12 protein-coding genes, 16 tRNA genes and 3 rRNA genes are annotated in these 21,645 nt (G+C 43.3%); 3 read left to right on the forward strand and 28 right to left on the reverse strand.

All coding sequences use genetic code 11. The features are described 5' to 3' along the window. Nucleotides 1-46 precede the first annotated feature (46 nt). The 24 genes from M1D69_RS16395 to M1D69_RS16510 form a co-directional block, all read right to left on the reverse strand. Nucleotides 47-3,262: an AAA family ATPase gene (locus tag M1D69_RS16395; protein WP_458105489.1), complete on the reverse strand. Its 3,216-nt coding sequence runs from the start codon at nt 3,260-3,262 to the stop codon at nt 47-49. Beyond that, complete coding sequence (locus tag M1D69_RS16400) at nt 3,243-3,950, reverse strand: hypothetical protein (RefSeq protein ID WP_458105488.1); 708 nt, start codon at nt 3,948-3,950, stop codon at nt 3,243-3,245. The genes M1D69_RS16395 and M1D69_RS16400 overlap by 20 nt, the downstream gene beginning before the upstream one ends. After that, complete coding sequence (locus M1D69_RS16405) at nt 3,898-5,319, reverse strand: hypothetical protein (protein WP_458105487.1); 1,422 nt, start codon at nt 5,317-5,319, stop codon at nt 3,898-3,900. Before M1D69_RS16405 ends, M1D69_RS16400 begins: the two co-directional genes overlap by 53 nt. Next, nucleotides 5,295-6,608 (reverse strand): hypothetical protein, encoded by a 1,314-nt coding sequence (locus tag M1D69_RS16410; protein WP_458106126.1) that lies wholly within the window; start codon nt 6,606-6,608, stop codon nt 5,295-5,297. Before M1D69_RS16410 ends, M1D69_RS16405 begins: the two co-directional genes overlap by 25 nt. Before the next feature lie 311 nt (nt 6,609-6,919). Further along, nucleotides 6,920-7,001 (reverse strand) — tRNA-Leu (locus M1D69_RS16415). A 253-nt stretch (nt 7,002-7,254) separates the two neighbouring features. After that, a tRNA-Leu gene (locus M1D69_RS16420) sits at nt 7,255-7,343 on the reverse strand. Between the two features lie 7 nt (nt 7,344-7,350). After that, a tRNA-Cys gene (locus tag M1D69_RS16425) sits at nt 7,351-7,421 on the reverse strand. Between the two features lie 5 nt (nt 7,422-7,426). Then, nucleotides 7,427-7,501: transfer RNA gene (locus tag M1D69_RS16430), tRNA-Gly, on the reverse strand. 49 nt (nt 7,502-7,550) lie between these two features. After that, nucleotides 7,551-7,622: transfer RNA gene (locus M1D69_RS16435), tRNA-Gln, on the reverse strand. A gap of 9 nt (nt 7,623-7,631) precedes the next feature. Then, nucleotides 7,632-7,707: transfer RNA gene (locus M1D69_RS16440), tRNA-His, on the reverse strand. Between the two features lie 24 nt (nt 7,708-7,731). Further along, a tRNA-Trp gene (locus M1D69_RS16445) sits at nt 7,732-7,805 on the reverse strand. A 5-nt stretch (nt 7,806-7,810) separates the two neighbouring features. After that, nucleotides 7,811-7,895, reverse strand: a tRNA-Tyr gene (locus M1D69_RS16450). 21 nt (nt 7,896-7,916) lie between these two features. Next, nucleotides 7,917-7,989 (reverse strand) — tRNA-Thr (locus M1D69_RS16455). Between the two features lie 5 nt (nt 7,990-7,994). Further along, nucleotides 7,995-8,070: transfer RNA gene (locus M1D69_RS16460), tRNA-Phe, on the reverse strand. 12 nt (nt 8,071-8,082) lie between these two features. Next, nucleotides 8,083-8,159, reverse strand: a tRNA-Asp gene (locus M1D69_RS16465). A gap of 54 nt (nt 8,160-8,213) precedes the next feature. Next, a tRNA-Met gene (locus tag M1D69_RS16470) sits at nt 8,214-8,290 on the reverse strand. A gap of 7 nt (nt 8,291-8,297) precedes the next feature. Further along, nucleotides 8,298-8,373 (reverse strand) — tRNA-Val (locus M1D69_RS16475). Nucleotides 8,374-8,382: 9 nt separating this feature from the next. Further along, nucleotides 8,383-8,454 (reverse strand) — tRNA-Glu (locus M1D69_RS16480). A gap of 34 nt (nt 8,455-8,488) precedes the next feature. After that, nucleotides 8,489-8,580, reverse strand: a tRNA-Ser gene (locus M1D69_RS16485). A 5-nt stretch (nt 8,581-8,585) separates the two neighbouring features. Then, nucleotides 8,586-8,660, reverse strand: a tRNA-Asn gene (locus tag M1D69_RS16490). A 9-nt stretch (nt 8,661-8,669) separates the two neighbouring features. After that, nucleotides 8,670-8,785, reverse strand: a 5S ribosomal RNA gene (gene rrf, locus M1D69_RS16495). A gap of 105 nt (nt 8,786-8,890) precedes the next feature. After that, nucleotides 8,891-11,818: ribosomal RNA gene (locus M1D69_RS16500) — 23S ribosomal RNA — on the reverse strand. A gap of 169 nt (nt 11,819-11,987) precedes the next feature. Then, nucleotides 11,988-13,537: ribosomal RNA gene (locus tag M1D69_RS16505) — 16S ribosomal RNA — on the reverse strand. Together the 16S, 23S and 5S rRNA genes with 16 tRNA genes alongside form the textbook arrangement of a ribosomal RNA operon. A 295-nt stretch (nt 13,538-13,832) precedes the next feature. Then, nucleotides 13,833-14,717 carry a nucleotidyltransferase-like protein gene (locus M1D69_RS16510; RefSeq protein WP_458105486.1) on the reverse strand — a complete coding sequence of 295 codons (885 nt, stop codon included), beginning with the start codon at nt 14,715-14,717 and terminating at the stop codon, nt 13,833-13,835. 206 nt (nt 14,718-14,923) lie between these two features. On the opposite strand from M1D69_RS16510, the gene M1D69_RS16515 reads away from it, so the two are divergent. Then, nucleotides 14,924-15,277, forward strand: coding sequence for a YgzB family protein (locus tag M1D69_RS16515; RefSeq protein ID WP_010333473.1), 354 nt, complete (start codon nt 14,924-14,926; stop codon nt 15,275-15,277). A gap of 30 nt (nt 15,278-15,307) precedes the next feature. On the opposite strand, the gene perR is transcribed toward M1D69_RS16515, so the two are convergent. After that, nucleotides 15,308-15,745, reverse strand: coding sequence for a peroxide-responsive transcriptional repressor PerR (gene perR / locus M1D69_RS16520; RefSeq protein ID WP_010333472.1), 438 nt, complete (start codon nt 15,743-15,745; stop codon nt 15,308-15,310). A gap of 135 nt (nt 15,746-15,880) precedes the next feature. Further along, nucleotides 15,881-16,354 (reverse strand): thioredoxin-dependent thiol peroxidase, encoded by a 474-nt coding sequence (gene bcp, locus M1D69_RS16525; protein WP_458105485.1) that lies wholly within the window; start codon nt 16,352-16,354, stop codon nt 15,881-15,883. 151 nt (nt 16,355-16,505) lie between these two features. On the opposite strand from bcp, the gene M1D69_RS16530 reads away from it, so the two are divergent. After that, nucleotides 16,506-17,795: a glutamate-1-semialdehyde 2,1-aminomutase gene (locus tag M1D69_RS16530; RefSeq protein ID WP_024120664.1), complete on the forward strand. Its 1,290-nt coding sequence runs from the start codon at nt 16,506-16,508 to the stop codon at nt 17,793-17,795. A gap of 219 nt (nt 17,796-18,014) precedes the next feature. Continuing rightward, nucleotides 18,015-19,076 (forward strand): aromatic acid exporter family protein, encoded by a 1,062-nt coding sequence (locus tag M1D69_RS16535; RefSeq protein ID WP_044163751.1) that lies wholly within the window; start codon nt 18,015-18,017, stop codon nt 19,074-19,076. 73 nt (nt 19,077-19,149) lie between these two features. Here M1D69_RS16535 and M1D69_RS16540 read toward each other — a convergent pair whose 3' ends face one another. After that, entirely contained in the window at nt 19,150-20,892 is a 1,743-nt protein-coding gene (locus tag M1D69_RS16540; protein ID WP_458105484.1) for an ABC transporter ATP-binding protein, read from the reverse strand. An 84-nt stretch (nt 20,893-20,976) separates the two neighbouring features. Next, nucleotides 20,977-21,507, reverse strand: a complete 531-nt coding sequence (gene ntdP, locus M1D69_RS16545; protein ID WP_003223272.1) for a nucleoside tri-diphosphate phosphatase — start codon at nt 21,505-21,507, stop codon at nt 20,977-20,979. Nucleotides 21,508-21,645 lie beyond the last annotated feature (138 nt).

Consider the following 21,645-nt stretch of genomic DNA (forward strand, 5'->3'; position numbering starts at 1 on the left):
GTCCAATAGATGGTCTGGCCAACGAGTTCATTTCAATGACTGTAAATCATGTTAGCGCTTCTTCACTTCTTTTCACCTTAAAGATCTTACTCTGCGGAATATTGGGATTGTGATGAACAACATAGGCTTTAGAAAAACGATATAGGTACTCTGCTTCATGAGACTTAGGAGTTAAGATTATCATTTTCCGCTGTAGTTCCTGTTCATATAACTCAAACACTTTATCTTTACGTCCTTCATCGAGTGCACTATCAAACTCGTCGAGTACGATATAGCCTGGTGTTGCTTGAATCGTTTGTAATAATGCCAAAGCAAATAGTAAGGAACTAAGAGACTCTTCCCCACCAGATACCCCTTTTCCTACTTTGCCGCCTCTTGCTTTAACACTTACATCCTCTAATTTTCCTCGATGTCCTTCTTTACGTGCTTTAATATATAAAGCATAGTGAATTTGATGACGTCGGTCTGTTCTCATATCCCAATCTATCTCCCCTTGAAAGCCAAACAAAGACATATAATGGACAAACTTTTGATTAACACCAATAACTTTACTATTAATTGTGCTTTCTAAGTCTTCTTTTAGACGTTCCATACGCTCTGTATATTCTTCTAACAATAGTTTGGATGTCTTCACTTCTGTTGCGGAACGATCATACTCTTCTTTCATTTTTTGATAATTTTCTGGAGCAGCTTCATCAATCCCTGTTTCATTTGCTGCATGAGAGTATTTAATTTTTCCACTTTCTCGCATGTCTTCTGCCTCAGATTTAGTTACATTAGGTAGTTCTGTAAGCTCTAATGCAAAATCTTTTAATTCCTGTTTAACAGAATCTAATAACCTTTGGATGTCATGTTTGATTGTTGAGTAGTTCTCTTCATTCGTTAAATATTCTTCAGACCGATGTTTGATTTGCCTTTCTATTGACTCAATTTCTCGGTCTTTGTATAGGAGGCTATCGTCCAAATCCTCTATGTCCCGATTTAATTTCTTTTCTTCACGTCGCTTCTCATCTAAAAGAGAACCAAGTTGTTCTAACTGTGCATTTTTATTCTTCTTCTCTTCTTCTAACTCAATTAAGTATTGCTTCAATTGGCGTACTTCTGTTATTTTCCCCTTCTCTTTTTCATACTGAATAAAAATTTCCTGATAGTTTTTGAAGGTTTCTACCTTTTGCTTCCACTCAGCACGCTCTTCATTGAGCCTATTCCACTCTCCCTGAATCTCATCCCTATTTTCCTCGAGTTCACGTTTTTCATTACTTAGATTGTAATGCTTACTCTTTCGCCATTCTCGTTCATTTTCTTTTATCAAAAAGGCTTCCGCATCTTTTAAAGATTCGCGTCTTCGAAATAGCGTACTATTTCTACGTGTTAATTCATCTATTTCATTTGATAGAATGCTAATGTCATTGCCAACCCGATCAAGCTCATCTTCTACTTGTAGTTGATAATTTTTTAAAACTTTTTCACTTAGAATAATCCGCTTTTCCTCTTGAGGACCTCTTATCCCTCTCGCATCGAGAAGCACACCATTTTGAATCTGTGGTTTTTCATTTTCAAAAAAGTCCTTAACCCACCACAGTGCTTTTACCGCAAGTGGATAAAGATTATTGCTTAATTTATTTTTTATCTGCAAATGTTTACCCGGAAGTTGTGTCATTGTTTTTTCCGGAACAATATTTGGCAATGGGACATGGTATAAATCATTTGGCGCATGAAAATCCTTTTTGTTCACAAACAACGTATACTTTATCGTATCAAACACATCTTCATCATTCGGCTTAGCTGTTTCATCTAGTTCAACAAGCTCACGCAAAGGATAGACTTCTATATTTCGCTTTTTGAAGTATTGGATAGACACTTCCTGACGAGAACTGTAAACACGATTCATTCTAAGATTTTCTAGTTCTTTTTCTAAATTGTCTTTTTTAATTATAAGTTTCCCTTTTTCATTTTTTGCATTTTCTAGTCGTTGCTCATTAAACTCCATCTCTTCTTGCACAGCTTGACTACTTTTATATGTATCAATGAGTTGACGCACTTCTTGTTCCCTAGCACTGTCTTGGTCAATCTTCACTTTTAGTTCAGCAATTTGCGGGGTTATGTCATCTAATTTTTGTTTATTGCTTTTCAACAACTGTTGCTTTTCTTCCATTGAAGCATTAATAGAAACATACTTTTCCTCCGCATTAAGCAAAGCTTCATTTACCTCCTCCTCACTCATGCCCATTCGTTCTACTCTCTTCGTAATTTCCTCGATTTCGTTTGAGATAGCCTCCACTTTATCTTTATGACTGGTTATCTCTTCCTGCAAATGATTTAGCTCATCGATTAGCTCGATTTCACGGGACTCCATTTGAGTGATTGCTGACTGCAACTTTTCATGCTCTTCTCTCTGGTCTGCTTGTAAAATTAAATCTTGCTGCTTGTCTGTACTTTTCTCTTCTTTATCTGCTTTTAGTGTCTCTATTTGACCTTTTAAAGTATTCATTTGATTAAGATGATGTTTTTCCAACCATTTAAGAGCTGAAAGATACTGCTTGAATCCGTCTTCTAACCGCTCATTTCGATTATAATACCTGTCTAATTCCGTTTTCTTTTGCGTTAACTGGAGTTTGTTAAGACCTTGTTTACTCTCCGCTTCCTGCAAGGTCTGCTCCGTTTCTTTTACAAGTTCTTTGCTTTCTTCCCAGTTTTTCTGGATTCTATCAATACCATTCATTTCACTGAAAATACGGAAGCGTTCTTCTGGATGCATCACTGCAAATTGGTTTACCTCTTTTTGATACCAAATCAAATAAAATTCATCCGGATCAACAGCATACTTATAGAGAATCTGGTTTTTATATTCAGTAAAGTTAAAGTTCCGATCTCCAGAAGAATATTTCGTTTCTCGTTCCCATTTGTCAATGACTTCCCCCTCTTGAATATAAAATTCTCTTTTTACCGGATCACCCGGTTTCTGTTCAATGTCTAATCGAAACTGCACAAACTGTGGCGCATCAACCTTGATTTGCCCATCATTTTTAAACAGCAATTCAATCTTTGCTCGCCACGTTTGGTCTGTTGGAAGATTGTTTGACTTTAACCCTTCAAGATCAACTTTACTTGAATAAAGAACGCCGCCCATACAAAACGTAACCGTTGATTTGCCAGCACCATTTGGTCCAGATATTAAAATATGGTGATCTTTATCAGAGAAATCCATAACTGTCGGCGTATAATCCCGTATTCCTGAAAATTTAAGCCTCCATGGAATCATTACTTGTGCCCCCATTCATGTTGTAGCGCTTAAAGAACCGTAAGACATCATCCATGTGCAACTGATTCGATTGACTAAACTCGGTGTATCTTCGTAAAAAGGAATTCGAAAACAAATTAGCACCGATAGATGTAAGTTGATAGGCTTCTTCCTCTGAGTTCGTATCATATACTTCAATTGCCCCAATCTTTTTCAGCGGATCCAAGTTAGCTTGAATTTTTCGTGTTACCTGCAATGATTCGTGACCAAAACTATTAATCAATTGGGAAAAGAGTGTATATTCATTCTGTAGTACTTCTTGGTGATAAAAAATAAACATGAGAATAGCTAGACTTTCTTTATTTAATAGTGTTTTTGCTTGTTTTGCGGGCACGCGCATGAGGGCTACCACTTGATTTCTCCGCTCATCATAAATCACTTTCATATAACGACTAACAGCTTGGTTTACTCGCTTGAGAAAAGAAAAAAATGCTTGATCATCATCTGTAATTCCAATTAGTTTTTCTACTTCCTTACGTGAAAGTCCAAAATTCCCACTTCGAATTGTAGCAGACGATGAGAACAGAATTTGCATAAATGCAAGCTCTTCCTCTGTAGTTAAAAATCCTTTTATCGATTGTAGGGTTGCTAACGGATTAACGTTCGTGATTTCTTCCTCGTTTTCTAATTCCATATGTTCCTTGTTCATCCTCACTCCACCTCCAGTCACGCTGATCTTTGTTATCAGACAGTTTCTTTTTCGCATGTTCATCAATGTCAGCTTTTTTATTAGCCACTAGTGCTGAAACACCAATTAATCCGTTGAGTACGTCACTCCATTTGGATGATCCAGACCGAATAATTAGTTCGTCAAGGCCCGCTTCTTCTACTTCCTCCAGATATGCTTCAATCCGCTCTGTGTGTATCATTTGTTTCGTCATTTGCCATTTCGAATCACCCATTATTTCATCCAACTGATCTTCCATTATTTCTTCTGTGCCTGGAAATTCTTCTTCCACTGTTTCCTCTATCTCTTCTGTAATAGGTTCATAGTTTTCGATATAGTTAATTCCCTCATCAATGGCCCTCGGTGATAGCGGGCTGGCAAATTTCACTGGCGCCCATAGACCATCTATTTTTTCGTCCTCGTATTGTCCTTGTTCCATGAAGCTTAGTATTTGATGTGCATTCGGTATTTCAGAACCAAGGGGCGGATCAAACGATTTTACAATGAACGTGCGAAACTCTTCTGGCCGGATTATATGGTTAAAATCCGTTTCTTGTAGGTGGGCGAACTTTAGAATTTTATTAATTGTTCCAAGGCTAATTTTGGTCCCATCACTAATCGCAGCCGTACCTCGTTGTTTTATATCGGAAAACACAAGCTCTTGATCTATTGTTTCAAATTTCTCCATTCGTTCTGCCATCTTACCTTCTAGCTCTGTCATCAGATGATGAATCACTTCTACTTGTGTTAATGCATTTCGATCTGCTAAATACTCAAGCTCCCTCTCATGGAGAAGCAATACAGCTTCTTCCACGTTTTTAATCATACTAGCAAGCTTATTCCCACCAGAAATTCCTTTATCATCATATGCTTCACTTAGTTCTGCATCTCTTTTTGCTTGAAAGAGAGACCTCGCCACATCATCATTAAGATAATACGCAAGAGAATCATTAGCTAAACGAATCAGTACATCCATCATTCGTTTTCCTACATCACGCATTTTAATTCGTTTTGCTGTTTTTGCTACCCAATTGAATTTTCCCAAAACGAACACAAGATGTTTCATGTAACCTTGCGTAATTGCTTCATCATAGCCATATACATTGCGATAGCGATAAAATAATGTTTCCTCGCTTTCAATTGGTTCTGCGATACCGAGTGCTTCTTGATTAATAATATTTAACACTCGGAGGAAACGAAGTACGTGGATTGGTGACTGAAAATACTCCTTATCACTTAATTCCGTTAATACACCCGAAAGTTGTGCAATATCACGCATCGATTGTAGTAGCTCAGGTTTATCATCTGTAACATCAAAGATCGAAATTAATGATTGATCCACTTTTTCCACAGCTCTACTCCTCCAATTTCTTGTTCCTGCTCTTCTTTCCTCATTTGTATGGATTGTTGATATTTGTTTGCAAAAGTTTCCCATTCAGTCACCACGGTTAATGGTGGTACTATCCACTTTGTTAGGACATGTTCATCTTGTGTTAACTTATATAATTGCTCGGCAATCAGATAACCTGCTTCATCAACGTCGGTCCAAATAATAACTTGACTGACACACGTTACTACTTGCGAAATTAGTAGTCTATGTGCAGACCTAACTTGTCCATCCACCCCTAGTACAAAGCTTTTCGTACCTCTTAAAAATTCTTCCTCGTAGGCCATACGTGTTAACACACCTCTATTTTCAACCAGCCACAACACGTCTGCTTTCGTATTAAACGTCTCCGAAAAAACAGCTAGATCTGTCGTTGCATGGACAGTACCATAACGATAATCCACGTAGTCCCCTTGCATTGGCCCAGTAAAAAACAATGGTGTAATTGTCCCCATACTTGCCAGACCTAACAATTGAATTGGGCGATGAAGGAGGTTTTCTGTTTCTTCAATAAATTCCTTTTTATAAGCATCAAACTGCTTTGATCCACCTATTATCCGATAGTAGGTAGCACCTATTTGCTTCCAATCAAAATGTTTTTCCGTACATGCCAGTTGGTATAAAGCAATCAAAAAATGTAGGAATAATACTTGTTTCCTTAAACGCCAAGAAGGATGAATACTCTTAATTAATTTTGCCTCTCCAGCTAAAACCCTATCTGTCTCACTTGCAATTTCATCTAAGTGCTTTGCTAATAGGGAAACAACATCTGCGCGCTGGTCTTGTTCAAAACTTGGCACATCGCTACGCTTGGCAACTTCCCACTGCTTATTCCAATCAAGTATCCAGTTTCTACTCTCCTTTTCTGCTTCTGCTTCTGCCTTTAAGCTCAGTTGATAAAGTATAAAGCCCATTCGATATCGTTCTGTTTTTACTGTTCTCTCATCTTTTTCTAAACGAATTTCACGAATTAACCACCCAAAACGAATCCATTCATAGGTTTCAGCAGAAAGATCAACCTGCTTTTTCGTATTCGGACTTTTAAAACTGTTGGTTAGTTTTGTTGGAATTTTATCTATTCCCTGTAAGTCCGTATTAATCCCAACCATTAGCCTTGCAACAGTCCTTCTTGTTCTCGCCGTTCGCTTAATTACCGGTATATGAATAATGCCGTTCTCTTCCGATGCATCACTAACATGTAAACTCTCATTTTTTAATACAATATAGTATTGCAAATAATCTTGTAACTCCACAGAAACCAAGGTACAAACCTCCTCTATTATTCCTTTATTTTACCATGGGCCTAGGTGGTAGTACGATGGGATAGGAAGAGAGTATTAGGAATTCACTTAATGGTAAGTCGTAACCTATCTTTATTTGAACGAATATCCTTCATCTCATCCATTTCTTCACTTCCATTATTTTATCCATCGATGCAAACACATTTATGTAAATTAAAATTTTCAATACTGATTCTTTTATACTTATAATAGATCTTTTAACTATAACAAAAAAAGACAGGGAATTACTCCCTGTCTTTTTCGATAATAGTATTTAGATTATATACCGGTGGTCGGGGTCGAACCGACACTCCAGAAGGAACACGATTTTGAGTCGTGCGCGTCTGCCAATTCCGCCACACCGGCAAGTTTTACGTCGTATCTAACCGACGAATATAAATATATCATGGATATGATAAAGTGTCAATGTATTTTAAAAAGTTTTTTGGAAATATAATAATAAGAGGGGTTAAAGCGACTTTTCATGAAATACAGCCCAATGCTTACATTGACACTTTCATACAATAAAAAATGATCTACTTATGTAGATCATTGATATGATTAGCTTCATTATATTTTCAAGCACAAACACCAATTTAACTTATCAATTAAGTAAAATTGGTGCCGAGGGCCGGACTTGAACCGGCACGGTAGTCACCTACCGCAGGATTTTAAGTCCTGTGTGTCTGCCAATTCCACCACCCCGGCAAAAGAAAGGCGACACCCGGATTCGAACCGGGGATAAAGGTTTTGCAGACCTCTGCCTTACCACTTGGCTATGCCGCCGTAATTGGAGCGGAAGACGGGATTCGAACCCGCGACCCCCACCTTGGCAAGGTGGTGTTCTACCACTGAACTACTTCCGCATCTTAAGGGACTTAATACATTATATTCAATTGATATAAAAAAGTGAGACTGGGCTAGCTGGATTCGAACCAACGCATGACGGAGTCAAAGTCCGTTGCCTTACCGCTTGGCTATAGCCCAATGATAATATGGGGCGATTGATGGGAATCGAACCCACGAGTGCCAGAGCCACAATCTGGTGCGTTAACCACTTCGCCACAACCGCCATAATCTCAAGATGTCATAAATTTGGCAGGGGCAGTAGGAATCGAACCCACACCGGAGGTTTTGGAGACCTCTGTTCTACCGTTAAACTATGCCCCTATAAATGGTGGAGGGGGGCAGATTCGAACTGCCGAACCCTGAGGGAGCGGATTTACAGTCCGCCGCGTTTAGCCACTTCGCTACCCCTCCACATTAAGTTTTGAAAAACAGTGCCGGCAAGAGGACTTGAACCCCCAACCTACTGATTACAAGTCAGTTGCTCTACCAATTGAGCTACACCGGCATAGGTGGTGGCTCGGGACGGAATCGAACCGCCGACACACGGATTTTCAGTCCGTTGCTCTACCAACTGAGCTACCGAGCCTTATTATTTAAATGGCGGTCCGGACGGGACTCGAACCCGCGACCTCCTGCGTGACAGGCAGGCATTCTAACCAACTGAACTACCGGACCATTTTAATTTGGTTGCACCCTTCGGGTGCTCCTATTTAAAAGGATATATTTTTTTGGTTGCGGGGGCAGGATTTGAACCTGCGACCTTCGGGTTATGAGCCCGACGAGCTACCGAACTGCTCCACCCCGCGATGATAATGGTGGAGGATGACGGGCTCGAACCGCCGACCCTCTGCTTGTAAGGCAGATGCTCTCCCAGCTGAGCTAATCCTCCATCATATAATGACCCGTACGGGATTCGAACCCGTGTTACCGCCGTGAAAGGGCGGTGTCTTAACCGCTTGACCAACGGGCCCAGACTTTCAATTGTGATTATGTATAAATATCAGTGGCGGAGAGCAAGGGATTCGAACCCTTGAGACGGAGTTGACCGCCTACACGATTTCCAATCGTGCTCCTTCGACCACTCGGACAGCTCTCCAATAATGGCTCCGCAGGTAGGATTCGAACCTACGACCGATCGGTTAACAGCCGATAGCTCTACCACTGAGCTACTGCGGAATGAAGTCTGCCTGGCGATGTCCTACTCTCACAGGGGGAAACCCCCGACTACCATCGGCGCTGAAGAGCTTAACTTCCGTGTTCGGCATGGGAACGGGTGTGACCTCTTCGCCATCATCACCAGACAATTTCAGTGACATTTAACATTATACTATGTATATCTTGAAAAGTCAAGAGTTTTTTGAGATATTCTCTCAAAACTAGATAACAGGTGTGACATCATTAGACATTAGGTTAAGTCCTCGATCGATTAGTATCTGTCAGCTCCATGTGTCGCCACACTTCCACCTCAGACCTATCAACCTGATCATCTTTCAGGGATCTTACTTCCTTACGGAATGGGAAATCTCATCTTGAGGGGGGCTTCATGCTTAGATGCTTTCAGCACTTATCCCGTCCGCACATAGCTACCCAGCGATGCCCTTGGCAGAACAACTGGTACACCAGCGGTGCGTCCATCCCGGTCCTCTCGTACTAAGGACAGCTCCTCTCAAATTTCCTGCGCCCGCGACGGATAGGGACCGAACTGTCTCACGACGTTCTGAACCCAGCTCGCGTACCGCTTTAATGGGCGAACAGCCCAACCCTTGGGACCGACTACAGCCCCAGGATGCGATGAGCCGACATCGAGGTGCCAAACCTCCCCGTCGATGTGGACTCTTGGGGGAGATAAGCCTGTTATCCCCGGGGTAGCTTTTATCCGTTGAGCGATGGCCCTTCCATGCGGAACCACCGGATCACTAAGCCCGACTTTCGTCCCTGCTCGACTTGTAGGTCTCGCAGTCAAGCTCCCTTGTGCCTTTACACTCTGCGAATGATTTCCAACCATTCTGAGGGAACCTTTGGGCGCCTCCGTTACCTTTTAGGAGGCGACCGCCCCAGTCAAACTGCCCACCTGACACTGTCTCCCCGCCCGATAAGGGCGGCGGGTTAGAAGGTCAATACAGCCAGGGTAGTATCCCACCGATGCCTCCACCGAAGCTGGCGCTCCGGTTTCCAAGGCTCCTACCTATCCTGTACAAGCTGTACCAACATTCAATATCAGGCTGCAGTAAAGCTCCACGGGGTCTTTCCGTCCTGTCGCGGGTAACCTGCATCTTCACAGGTACTATAATTTCACCGAGTCTCTCGTTGAGACAGTGCCCAGATCGTTGCGCCTTTCGTGCGGGTCGGAACTTACCCGACAAGGAATTTCGCTACCTTAGGACCGTTATAGTTACGGCCGCCGTTTACTGGGGCTTCAATTCGCACCTTCGCTTACGCTAAGCGCTCCTCTTAACCTTCCAGCACCGGGCAGGCGTCAGCCCCTATACTTCGCCTTACGGCTTCGCAGAGACCTGTGTTTTTGCTAAACAGTCGCCTGGGCCTATTCACTGCGGCTCTCTCGGGCTTGCACCCTAACAGAGCACCCCTTCTCCCGAAGTTACGGGGTCATTTTGCCGAGTTCCTTAACGAGAGTTCTCTCGATCACCTTAGGATTCTCTCCTCGCCTACCTGTGTCGGTTTGCGGTACGGGCACCTCTCACCTCGCTAGAGGCTTTTCTTGGCAGTGTGGAATCAGGAACTTCGCTACTATATTTCGCTCGCCATCACAGCTCAGCCTTATGGGAAACGGATTTGCCTATTTCCCAGCCTAACTGCTTGGACGCGGATATCCAATACCGCGCTTACCCTATCCTCCTGCGTCCCCCCATTGCTCAAATGGTGAGGAGGTGGTACAGGAATATCAACCTGTTGTCCATCGCCTACGCCTTTCGGCCTCGGCTTAGGTCCCGACTAACCCTGAGCGGACGAGCCTTCCTCAGGAAACCTTAGGCATTCGGTGGAGGGGATTCTCACCCCTCTTTCGCTACTCATACCGGCATTCTCACTTCTAAGCGCTCCACCAGTCCTTCCGGTCTGGCTTCACAGCCCTTAGAACGCTCTCCTACCACTGTTCGAAGAACAGTCCGCAGCTTCGGTGATACGTTTAGCCCCGGTACATTTTCGGCGCAGAGTCACTCGACCAGTGAGCTATTACGCACTCTTTAAATGGTGGCTGCTTCTAAGCCAACATCCTGGTTGTCTAAGCAACTCCACATCCTTTTCCACTTAACGTATACTTTGGGACCTTAGCTGGCGGTCTGGGCTGTTTCCCTTTCGACTACGGATCTTATCACTCGCAGTCTGACTCCCAAGGATAAGTCATTGGCATTCGGAGTTTGACTGAATTCGGTAACCCGGTAGGGGCCCCTAGTCCAATCAGTGCTCTACCTCCAAGACTCTTACCTTGAGGCTAGCCCTAAAGCTATTTCGGAGAGAACCAGCTATCTCCAGGTTCGATTGGCATTTCACCCCTACCCACACCTCATCCCCGCACTTTTCAACGTGCGTGGGTTCGGGCCTCCATTCAGTGTTACCTGAACTTCACCCTGGACATGGGTAGATCACCTGGTTTCGGGTCTACGACCACGTACTCATGCGCCCTATTCAGACTCGCTTTCGCTGCGGCTCCGCATCTTCTGCTTAACCTTGCACGGGATCGTAACTCGCCGGTTCATTCTACAAAAGGCACGCCATCACCCGTTAACGGGCTCTGACTACTTGTAGGCACACGGTTTCAGGATCTCTTTCACTCCCCTTCCGGGGTGCTTTTCACCTTTCCCTCACGGTACTGGTTCACTATCGGTCACTAGGGAGTATTTAGCCTTGGGAGATGGTCCTCCCGGATTCCGACGGAATTTCACGTGTTCCGCCGTACTCAGGATCCACTCTGGAGAGAACGAAGTTTTGACTACAGGGCTGTTACCTCCTATGGCGGGCCTTTCCAGACCTCTTCATCTACCTCGTTCCTTTGTAACTCCGTATAGAGTGTCCTACAACCCCAAGAGGCAAGCCTCTTGGTTTGGGCTAATCCCGTTTCGCTCGCCGCTACTCAGGGAATCGCATTTGCTTTCTCTTCCTCCGGGTACTTAGATGTTTCAGTTCCCCGGGTCTGCCTTCTCATATCCTATGAATTCAGATATGGATACCACTCCATTACGAGTGGTGGGTTTCCCCATTCGGAAATCTCCGGATCAAAGCTTGCTTACAGCTCCCCGAAGCATATCGGTGTTCGTCCCGTCCTTCATCGGCTCCTAGTGCCAAGGCATCCACCGTGCGCCCTTTCTAACTTAACCGTTAAAAAGAATCACTATGTGATATCTTGTGTTACTAATTGAATGTGATGTCTACTGTTATCTAGTTTTCAAAGAACACGTTTCGAAGGAATGATCCTTCAAAACTAAACAAGACAGGGAACGTTCTGTTTATAAGACCCAAGGTCTTATATTCCGTAAATATCCTTAGAAAGGAGGTGATCCAGCCGCACCTTCCGATACGGCTACCTTGTTACGACTTCACCCCAATCATCTGTCCCACCTTCGGCGGCTGGCTCCATAAAGGTTACCTCACCGACTTCGGGTGTTACAAACTCTCGTGGTGTGACGGGCGGTGTGTACAAGGCCCGGGAACGTATTCACCGCGGCATGCTGATCCGCGATTACTAGCGATTCCAGCTTCACGCAGTCGAGTTGCAGACTGCGATCCGAACTGAGAACAGATTTGTGGGATTGGCTTAACCTCGCGGTTTCGCTGCCCTTTGTTCTGTCCATTGTAGCACGTGTGTAGCCCAGGTCATAAGGGGCATGATGATTTGACGTCATCCCCACCTTCCTCCGGTTTGTCACCGGCAGTCACCTTAGAGTGCCCAACTGAATGCTGGCAACTAAGATCAAGGGTTGCGCTCGTTGCGGGACTTAACCCAACATCTCACGACACGAGCTGACGACAACCATGCACCACCTGTCACTCTGCCCCCGAAGGGGACGTCCTATCTCTAGGATTGTCAGAGGATGTCAAGACCTGGTAAGGTTCTTCGCGTTGCTTCGAATTAAACCACATGCTCCACCGCTTGTGCGGGCCCCCGTCAATTCCTTTGAGTTTCAGTCTTGCGACCGTACTCCCCAGGCGGAGTGCTTAATGCGTTAGCTGCAGCACTAAGGGGCGGAAACCCCCTAACACTTAGCACTCATCGTTTACAGCGTGGACTACCAGGGTATCTAATCCTGTTCGCTCCCCACGCTTTCGCTCCTCAGCGTCAGTTACAGACCAGAGAGTCGCCTTCGCCACTGGTGTTCCTCCACATCTCTACGCATTTCACCGCTACACGTGGAATTCCACTCTCCTCTTCTGCACTCAAGTTCCCCAGTTTCCAATGACCCTCCCCGGTTGAGCCGGGGGCTTTCACATCAGACTTAAGGAACCGCCTGCGAGCCCTTTACGCCCAATAATTCCGGACAACGCTTGCCACCTACGTATTACCGCGGCTGCTGGCACGTAGTTAGCCGTGGCTTTCTGGTTAGGTACCGTCAAGGCACCGCCCTATTCGAACGGTACTTGTTCTTCCCTAACAACAGAGCTTTACGATCCGAAAACCTTCATCACTCACGCGGCGTTGCTCCGTCAGACTTTCGTCCATTGCGGAAGATTCCCTACTGCTGCCTCCCGTAGGAGTCTGGGCCGTGTCTCAGTCCCAGTGTGGCCGATCACCCTCTCAGGTCGGCTACGCATCGTTGCCTTGGTGAGCCGTTACCTCACCAACTAGCTAATGCGCCGCGGGTCCATCTGTAAGTGGTAGCCGAAGCCATCTTTTATGTTTGAACCATGCGGTTCAAACAAGCATCCGGTATTAGCCCCGGTTTCCCGGAGTTATCCCAGTCTTACAGGCAGGTTACCCACGTGTTACTCACCCGTCCGCCGCTAACATCAGGGAGCAAGCTCCCATCTGTCCGCTCGACTTGCATGTATTAGGCACGCCGCCAGCGTTCGTCCTGAGCCAGGATCAAACTCTCCGATAAATGGATCGCAGATTAAGTTCACCACATCCTGTGGCAACATCTGCGTGATCTGCATCGTGCAGACCTCAGTTTGACTGACTACGCACATCGCTGTGCGATTTATAATAAAACTTGAATTAACAGGTACGTTTTGTCTTGTTTAGTTTTCAAAGATCATCCGCCACTTCTTTAAGAAACGACTTTATTAATATAACATTTCAATTTTACTTTGTCAAATGTTTTTTATTTTATTTCTCCGCCGCTGTGAGCTTATTTTTTTAGAAGCGCATCAGCGACGTTTAATAATATACCATGCTCAAGAATCAGAGTCAACATCTTTTTTAAAAGAATATCCTCTATGAAAGACATCCTGTCCTTTGGTTTCAATCCGGCACACACTGATAAGACCTTTTTCTGTAAGGTAATCAAGCATGACGCCAAGGTCTTGAGTGAAATGTTTTAAGCCATGATGCTGAAGAAGCTCGCTAAATTGCCATGTGTCCTTTTCTTTCATCACTTCGAAAAGATGTGCTGAACCAATCTCAGCTTTAGAATGAATCAGAAAATCATTTGCTAAGAATAATAATTCAAGCCTTTTTTCCAAGCTTTCGTGGCTTTCAATCAGCTCGGAATATAATTTGTACACTTGAGGCTCCATCTGACGCACTTGACTCCACACAGTGGTTTCCGGATGGAATCCTCTGTCGATTACTTCAATACGTGCTAGATGATGCAACGCATGAACTACCGCATTGTAGGCATCTAAAAATTGATTGGCTTCAAAGAAAGCTTTTCCTTCAACGTATCTTCTAATTAACTTGCCGTATTCAAGGCCGATCTTCAGCTTGCGTTCTGCAAACGGAAAAGTATTAAGCCTGTCGATAAGCTCAGCAATATACTCATTGCGGTCAAACATGACTCTTCCGTTTACAATCCAATCTATGATTCTTCTATTTGTGCCGAGCAAAATCCATTCTTGAACCTGAGCATCAGTTATCACATGCAAAGAGGCTGTTTTGTGATCAAATTCATAATGCTTTATAAAAACAGGCTTATCAGACTGCTTTACAATGACAAGCAAAGCGGCATCAAAGTTATCTGTTATGGAAGACGTTTTGTTTCTTCTCTCAATCATAATAACAGCCAATGTATTGGGATGACTTGCTCTTTCTTGGTAAATTGGACGGAGAAGATTTTCCATCACTATTCCTCCAATGCAATTGTTCAATTTTTTTATTCTCTATTTGATTCAATTCTATGGTTAAATCGAAATTCCTTTTTTCTAAACACATTGAACTATTATAAACAATTTCAAAGCAAGTCTCCATATTTAAATTCCATTTCAAACGAAAACATGAAGAAAATACCATCAGGTTTGTGCTATATTTAATTTAGAGGGGGATGGACATGGCGAAATACTCCAGCAAAATTAATAAAATCAGAACGTTTGCGTTAAGTTTGGTTTTCGTTGGGTTTATCATTATGTACATCGGGATCTTTTTTAAGGAATCCGTTTTGCTTTCGAGTTTGTTTATGATACTTGGGCTTTTATCTATCGGGCTCAGCACGGTTGTTTATTTTTGGATCGGCATGCTCTCGACCAAAGCGGTTCGGGTCATTTGTCCGGGCTGTGAAAAAGAGACAAAGGTTTTAGGCAGAGTAGATATGTGTATGCATTGCAGAGAGCCGCTGACTTTAGATCAAAGCTTAGAAGGAAAAGAATTTGATGAGTCTTATAATAAGAAGAAAATGTCGAAATAAATAAGCTGACCGTTTCGCGGTCAGCTTATTTTAATGGTTTTCTTTTTTTGAACACTCTTGGCAGACGCCGTAAATTTCTAAACGGTGGTGGCTTACTTTAAAGCCGGTCACATGTGCAGCAAGCTGTTCCACTTCATCAAGGCCGGGATAGTGGAAGTCCACAATTTTACCGCAGCTTTCACAAATGGCGTGATAGTGATCGGATGTAACAAAATCAAATCTGCTGGAAGCATCACCGTATGTGAGCTCTTTTACCAGGCCGGATTCCCGGAACACACGCAAGTTGTTATATACCGTCGCTACGCTCATGTTAGGAAATTTCCCTTCCAGAGCTTTATATATATCGTCCGCTGTTGGATGAGCCATAGAGTTAACGAGATATTCCAGAATCGCATGACGTTGAGGAGTAATGCGAACTCCGGTTTCCTTCAACGTTTCTAAGGCTTCTTTTAGTTCATGTGCAGCCATCCGTCATGCACCTCTCTTCTAAAAAAGATTCTTACATTATAATGTTTATAATTAGTGTAACTCTTTTTACGATAATTTGTCAATTGATATTAGGGTAAAAGTTGCAGCATATACTATTGAGGCTGATTGACGATTTTACTTTCCCGACATATCTTTCAGCGTCCGGAGCGCTTCGGCTACATGGTCTTTCACTTTTACCTTTCTCCATTCTTTAATGAGCCGGCCTTCTTTGTCAATTAAAAAAGTGGAGCGTTCAATCCCCATATATTCTTTTCCGAAGTTTTTCTTCAGTTTCCATACATCAAACGCCTCCGCCAGCTTGTGTTCGTCATCGACAAGCAGCAAAAACGGCAGATTATGCTTCTCTTTAAATTTCCCGTGTTTTTCCTCGCTGTCCGGGCTGACGCCGATAACCACAGCATCCAGCTCAGCGAAGTTTTCGTGGCTGTCACGAAAATCGCACGCTTCAGTTGTGCATCCCGGTGTCATGTCTTTTGGATAAAAGTAAAGGACGATATACTTCCCTTCATAATCCGATAATTTTACGATCTCCCCATGATCGCCTTTCAACTCAATATCAGGCGCTTTTTGTCCGATTTCAATAGTCATTTCTTTACCTCCGGATGTTTTTGTATTAAGCGTATCCAATTCTTGTCCAGATTACAACTATGACCCTGTATCTTGAGCCTGAATCCGTTGTTCTTGTCTGGAAGCATGCTACAATAGAGGGGACGCAAGGAGATATAGGAGGTTATTATTTTTGTATACAAAATCAGTTGAACTTCACCGTGAAGCATTAGAGCATATTGTCGGCGGTGTAAACAGCCCTTCAAGATCATATAAAGCAGTTGGCGGGGGTTCTCCTGTTGCAATGGAGAAAGCAAATGGCGCTTATTTTTGGGACGTCGACGGAAACAAATACATTGATTATTTGGCGGCTTACGGGCCGATCATCACCGGACATGCCCACCCGCATATTACAGAGGCGATTAAAAAAGCCGCGGAAAACGGTGTATTATATGGAACACCGACAAAACATGAGGTTACTTTTGCAAAGATGCTGAAGGAAGCCATCCCTGCTATGGATAAAGTAAGATTCGTCAATTCAGGGACAGAAGCTGTGATGACGACCATCCGTGTGGCTCGTGCTTACACAGGCCGCACCAAAATTATTAAATTCGCAGGATGTTATCACGGCCATTCAGATCTTGTGCTCGTAGCGGCCGGCTCCGGTCCGTCTACTCTGGGCACACCTGACTCAGCCGGTGTACCGAAAAGCATTGCAAACGAGGTCATTACAGTTCCATTTAATGATATTGACAGCTACAAAGCGGCCTTAGAGAAATGGGGCAGTGAAATCGCAGCGGTTCTCGTTGAACCGATTGTCGGCAACTTCGGTATCGTTGAGCCAAAAGAAGGTTTCTTAGAACAAGTAAACGAACTGACACACAATGCGGGCGCCCTCGTTATTTATGATGAAGTCATTACTGCTTTCCGCTTTATGTATGGCGGTGCTCAGGATCTTTTACAGGTGAAACCGGATTTAACTGCTCTCGGAAAAATTATTGGCGGCGGACTTCCAATTGGAGCCTATGGCGGCAAACAAGAAATTATGGAGCAAGTCGCACCGCTCGGCCCTGCATATCAGGCAGGAACAATGGCCGGAAACCCCGCTTCTATTTTATCCGGCATTGCTTGCCTGGAAGTGCTGAAAGAGGAAGGCGTGTATGAAAAGCTTGACCATCTTGGCGCTATGCTTGAGGAAGGCATTTTGGCACACGCAGAAACCCACGGCATCACAATAACAGTCAATCGGTTAAAGGGTGCGCTGACGGTTTACTTCTCTGATGAGAAAGTAGAAAATTACGATCAGGCAGAACGCAGTGACGGTGAAACATTCGCTACGTTTTTCAAGCTGATGCTTGAGCGCGGCATTAATCTCGCACCTTCTAAATATGAAGCGTGGTTTATTACAACAGCGCATACAGAGCAGGATATTAAAGATACGCTTGCTGCTGTTGAGGATGCTTTTAAACATCTTAAAAAGTAATATTTCACATCCCCGGACAGGAGCTTAAAGCTCCTGTTTTTTTGTACTTTTAAAAAGCGTGTAAGATTTTGGTCATTTTCTTGAAAAATAGCTTGAATAATTGTATTGATCCCTGTATATTACTTAATTGTTTAGCAAATAAACTCACAGGGAATTTTAAGGATTAGCCATTTGCTAGGTCAAACAATTCACTATAGAAAGGAATGCACGCACAAACCAATGAAACTTGGTGCCCGCATTTTCAAAACAGGGATCGCGATTACGCTGGCTCTTTATTTAGCTTCGTGGATCGGACTTCCCGCACCGATTTTTGCTGGGATTGCAGCGATATTTGCGATCCAGCCGTCAATTTACCGCTCTTTTCTTATTATTATTGATCAGGTTCAGGCAAATATTATCGGAGCTGTTATCGCCACAGTGTTCGGTCTTATTTTCGGACCCAGTCCGATTATGATCGGATTGACAGCAGTTATTGTTATTACCATAATGCTGAAGCTTAAAATTGAACATACGATTTCGATTGCTCTTGTTACAGTTATTGCGATTTTAGAATCTGCCGGTGACGACTTCTTAATGTTTGCGCTGATCAGAACAAGCACAGTCATTTTAGGGGTACTTTCTTCCTTTATCGTCAACCTGGTGTTCCTGCCGCCTAAGTACGAGACAAAGCTGATTCATAACACAGTCGAAAACACTGAAGAAATTATGAAATGGATCAGGCTGATTATGCGCCAGTCAACAGAGCATTCGATTTTGAAAGAGGATATTGAAAAATTGAAAGAAAAAATGATCAAGCTTGATCAGACATATCTTCTATATAAAGAAGAAAGAAGCTACTTTAAGAAAACGACTTACGTAAAATCAAGAAAACTTGTCCTGTTCAGACAGTCGATAATAACCGCAAACCGGGCGCTCGACACGCTGAAGAAGCTGCATCGCCTGGAAAACGAGATTTATCATATGCCTGAAGAGTTTCAGGAAACGCTGACTGAAGAGCTTGATTACCTGCTTTATTGGCACGAGCGGATTTTGATGAGGTTTGTCGGCAAAATTAAACCGCATGATGATACAGATGAAGAAGGCATCCAATACAAACAGCTGCTGACAAAGTCATTTCTTAGAAACCAGCGCAACTCTGATGATGAGCTTCTTGATTATAATATGCTTAATATTATGGCAAGCGCTGTGGAATATCGCGAGCAGCTCGAACATTTAGAAACACTTATTACAAGCTTTCAAACGTACCATCCGAAAGACTGCGAATTGGAAATAGAAGAGTAGCCCGGTTCACATCACCGGGTTTTTTTATACAAAAAAATCTTATATCCTTGATCAAAGGATATAAGATTGATGTTTAGCTCAAGTTTTGGATTGTGAATAAGTGCTTGTATTGACTGTCGTAATCCATCAGTTCATCATGGGTTCCGGTTTCGATGATTGTTCCGTTTTCCATGACGACAATTTTATCCGCATGTGTGATGGTTGATAATCGGTGGGCCACAACAAAAGTTGTTCTGTCCTTCGCCAGCTTGTCCATCGCTTCTTGAATGTAGTGCTCACTTTCAAGATCCAAAGCTGAAGTAGCTTCATCCAAGATCAGCAGCGGCGGATTTTTCAGAAATACACGCGCAATGGAAATCCGCTGTTTTTGTCCCCCTGAGAGCTTAACGCCTCTTTCTCCCACACGGGTCTCATACCCTTCCGGAAAACTCATAATAAAATCATGTGCATTGGCTGCTTTTGCGGCTTCCATAATGTCTTCAAGCGTGGCATCAGGTTTTCCGATCGCAATATTTTCTCTAATCGTTTCACTGAATAAAAAGGTATCCTGAAGCACCATGCCAACCTGATTGCGCAGGCTTCTTGCTTTATAATCCCGAATATCTGTCCCGTCAATCAATAGGCTGCCGCTTGATACATCATAAAACCTTGGAATCAGGCTGACGAGCGTGGATTTCCCTCCGCCGCTCATTCCAACGAGGGCTACGGTTTCTCCTCTGGTTACTTTTAAAGATACATCGTGAAGGATGTTTTCTTTTCCCTCTTCATATTGAAACGACACATTTCGAAATTCGACTTCTCCGCGGATATGGTCAGCTTTGATGGCATTTGGTTTGTCAGTCAGTTCATACGGCTCGTCAATAAATTCAAATACCCTGTCCATTGAAGCGATTGACTGCGTCAAGGTAGTAGAAGAATTAATCAGCCTTCTGACAGGGTTATACATTCTGTCGATATAACCGACAAACGCAACCATCGTTCCGACTGTCAGCGGTCCGTTGATGACAAAATAGCCGGCAAATGCAATCACGATGAGCGGTGCCAGATCTGTAATGGTGTTGACAACCGCAAAGGTTTTGGCATTCCAATTCGTATGACGGATTGCCTTATCTAAGAAATGGCTGTTTTTTTCGTTAAAGTTGGCCTGCTCATGGTCTTCTATCGCAAAACTTCTGATTACCGGCATGCCTTGAATCCGTTCATGCAAATGCCCCTGCACTTGAGCAAGCGCCTGTGACCGCTCTCTTGTCAGCTTTCTTAAACGGCCGTAAAAATACTTCACTGATATACCGTATAACGGAAACAAAATGATTGAAATAAGCGTTAATTTAACGTCCAGTGTCAGCATGATAGAGATTACGATCAAAATCGTCAGCATATCGAGCCATATATTCATCAGACCTGTGATCACAAAATCCTTTGTTTGTTCCACGTCATTGATGACTCGGGAAATGACTTCCCCTGTTCTAGTATTCGCATAGAAACGAAGGCTCAGCTTCTGTATATGATCAAACAGCTTGGCTCTTATATCATAGAGTACCTTGCTGGCTGTCCACTGGGCAAAATATTGCCGATAATATTCAACAGGCGGGCGCAAAATTAAAAATAAGGCGAACATGATCGCCATAATGGTGAACAATGACGTTGTTTTGTCACTGGCCGTGCCGCCTCCTTGAATAATGTCGTCAACTACGTACTTTAGAAGCAATGGGAGAGCAAGCGGAATGGAGAATTTTACGATCCCGATTAATACTGTAATGAAAATTTGCTTCTTATAAGGTTTGACGAATTGCATATAGCGTTTCATAACCCCCACGTTGATTCCCCCTCTCTTTATCATGATGTGTGTGAGCCCATGTGAAAAACCTGTTGTACCCCGCAACAGGTTTTTACTCAACCATTATTTTGTATAGCGCAAATACCGTTCATACCACATATCGACAAACTCGGGTGCAAACGGGCCCTGCCGCTGATGAATCCAATGGAGCAGCGTGTTTAAGTAGTCTCTTAAAATACTGTCAATTTCTTTTGGATAATTCATGGCTTTCCGATGATCATCATATTCGTCTTCATCGAGAATATTGTAAGTCATATCAGGAAAAACCTTAACATCTAAGTCATAATCAATATATTTAATTGCTTCGCCATCATAGGCAAACGGAGAACTGATGTTGCAATAATAATGAACCCCGTCTTCCCTCAGCATCCCGATGACATTAAACCATTGTCTTGCGTGAAAATAACAGATTGCGGGCTCTCTGGTTATCCATGTCCGGCCGTCTGATTCGGTTACCATCGTCCGGTCATTGGCTCCGATGACACACATTTCTGTACTTTTTAAGATTGTTGTCTCATTCCAAATTCTATGAATCAGCCCATTATGCTTATAGCTGTGAATTTGAATGGTTTCTCCTTCCTTGGGATAACCCATATTTCTCCCCTACTTTCTATAAAGCCCTACAGGTAGTATGTCCAAATTTGCTTACCGACAACGTCTTTTACCTATTATAACGTTACAAATTGAAAAATGAAAATAAAAGAGCCATTCCGGCTTGGGAATGGCACATTC

The sequence above is a fragment of the Bacillus sp. PK3-037 genome, from assembly GCF_054161355.1.

Bases quoted from the DNA above. Each gene is read 5' to 3' on its own strand.
- M1D69_RS16535 (WP_044163751.1), top strand. From the start codon at position 18,015: ATGAAACTTGGTGCCCGCATTTTCAAAACAGGGATCGCGATTACGCTG.
- M1D69_RS16510 (WP_458105486.1), bottom strand. From the start codon at position 14,717: ATGGAAAATCTTCTCCGTCCAATTTACCAAGAAAGAGCAAGTCATCCC.
- ntdP (WP_003223272.1), bottom strand. From the start codon at position 21,507: ATGGGTTATCCCAAGGAAGGAGAAACCATTCAAATTCACAGCTATAAG.
- perR (WP_010333472.1), bottom strand. From the start codon at position 15,745: ATGGCTGCACATGAACTAAAAGAAGCCTTAGAAACGTTGAAGGAAACC.
- M1D69_RS16515 (WP_010333473.1), top strand. From the start codon at position 14,924: ATGGCGAAATACTCCAGCAAAATTAATAAAATCAGAACGTTTGCGTTA.
- bcp (WP_458105485.1), bottom strand. From the start codon at position 16,354: ATGACTATTGAAATCGGACAAAAAGCGCCTGATATTGAGTTGAAAGGC.
- M1D69_RS16395 (WP_458105489.1), bottom strand. From the start codon at position 3,262: ATGATTCCATGGAGGCTTAAATTTTCAGGAATACGGGATTATACGCCG.
- M1D69_RS16400 (WP_458105488.1), bottom strand. From the start codon at position 3,950: ATGAACAAGGAACATATGGAATTAGAAAACGAGGAAGAAATCACGAAC.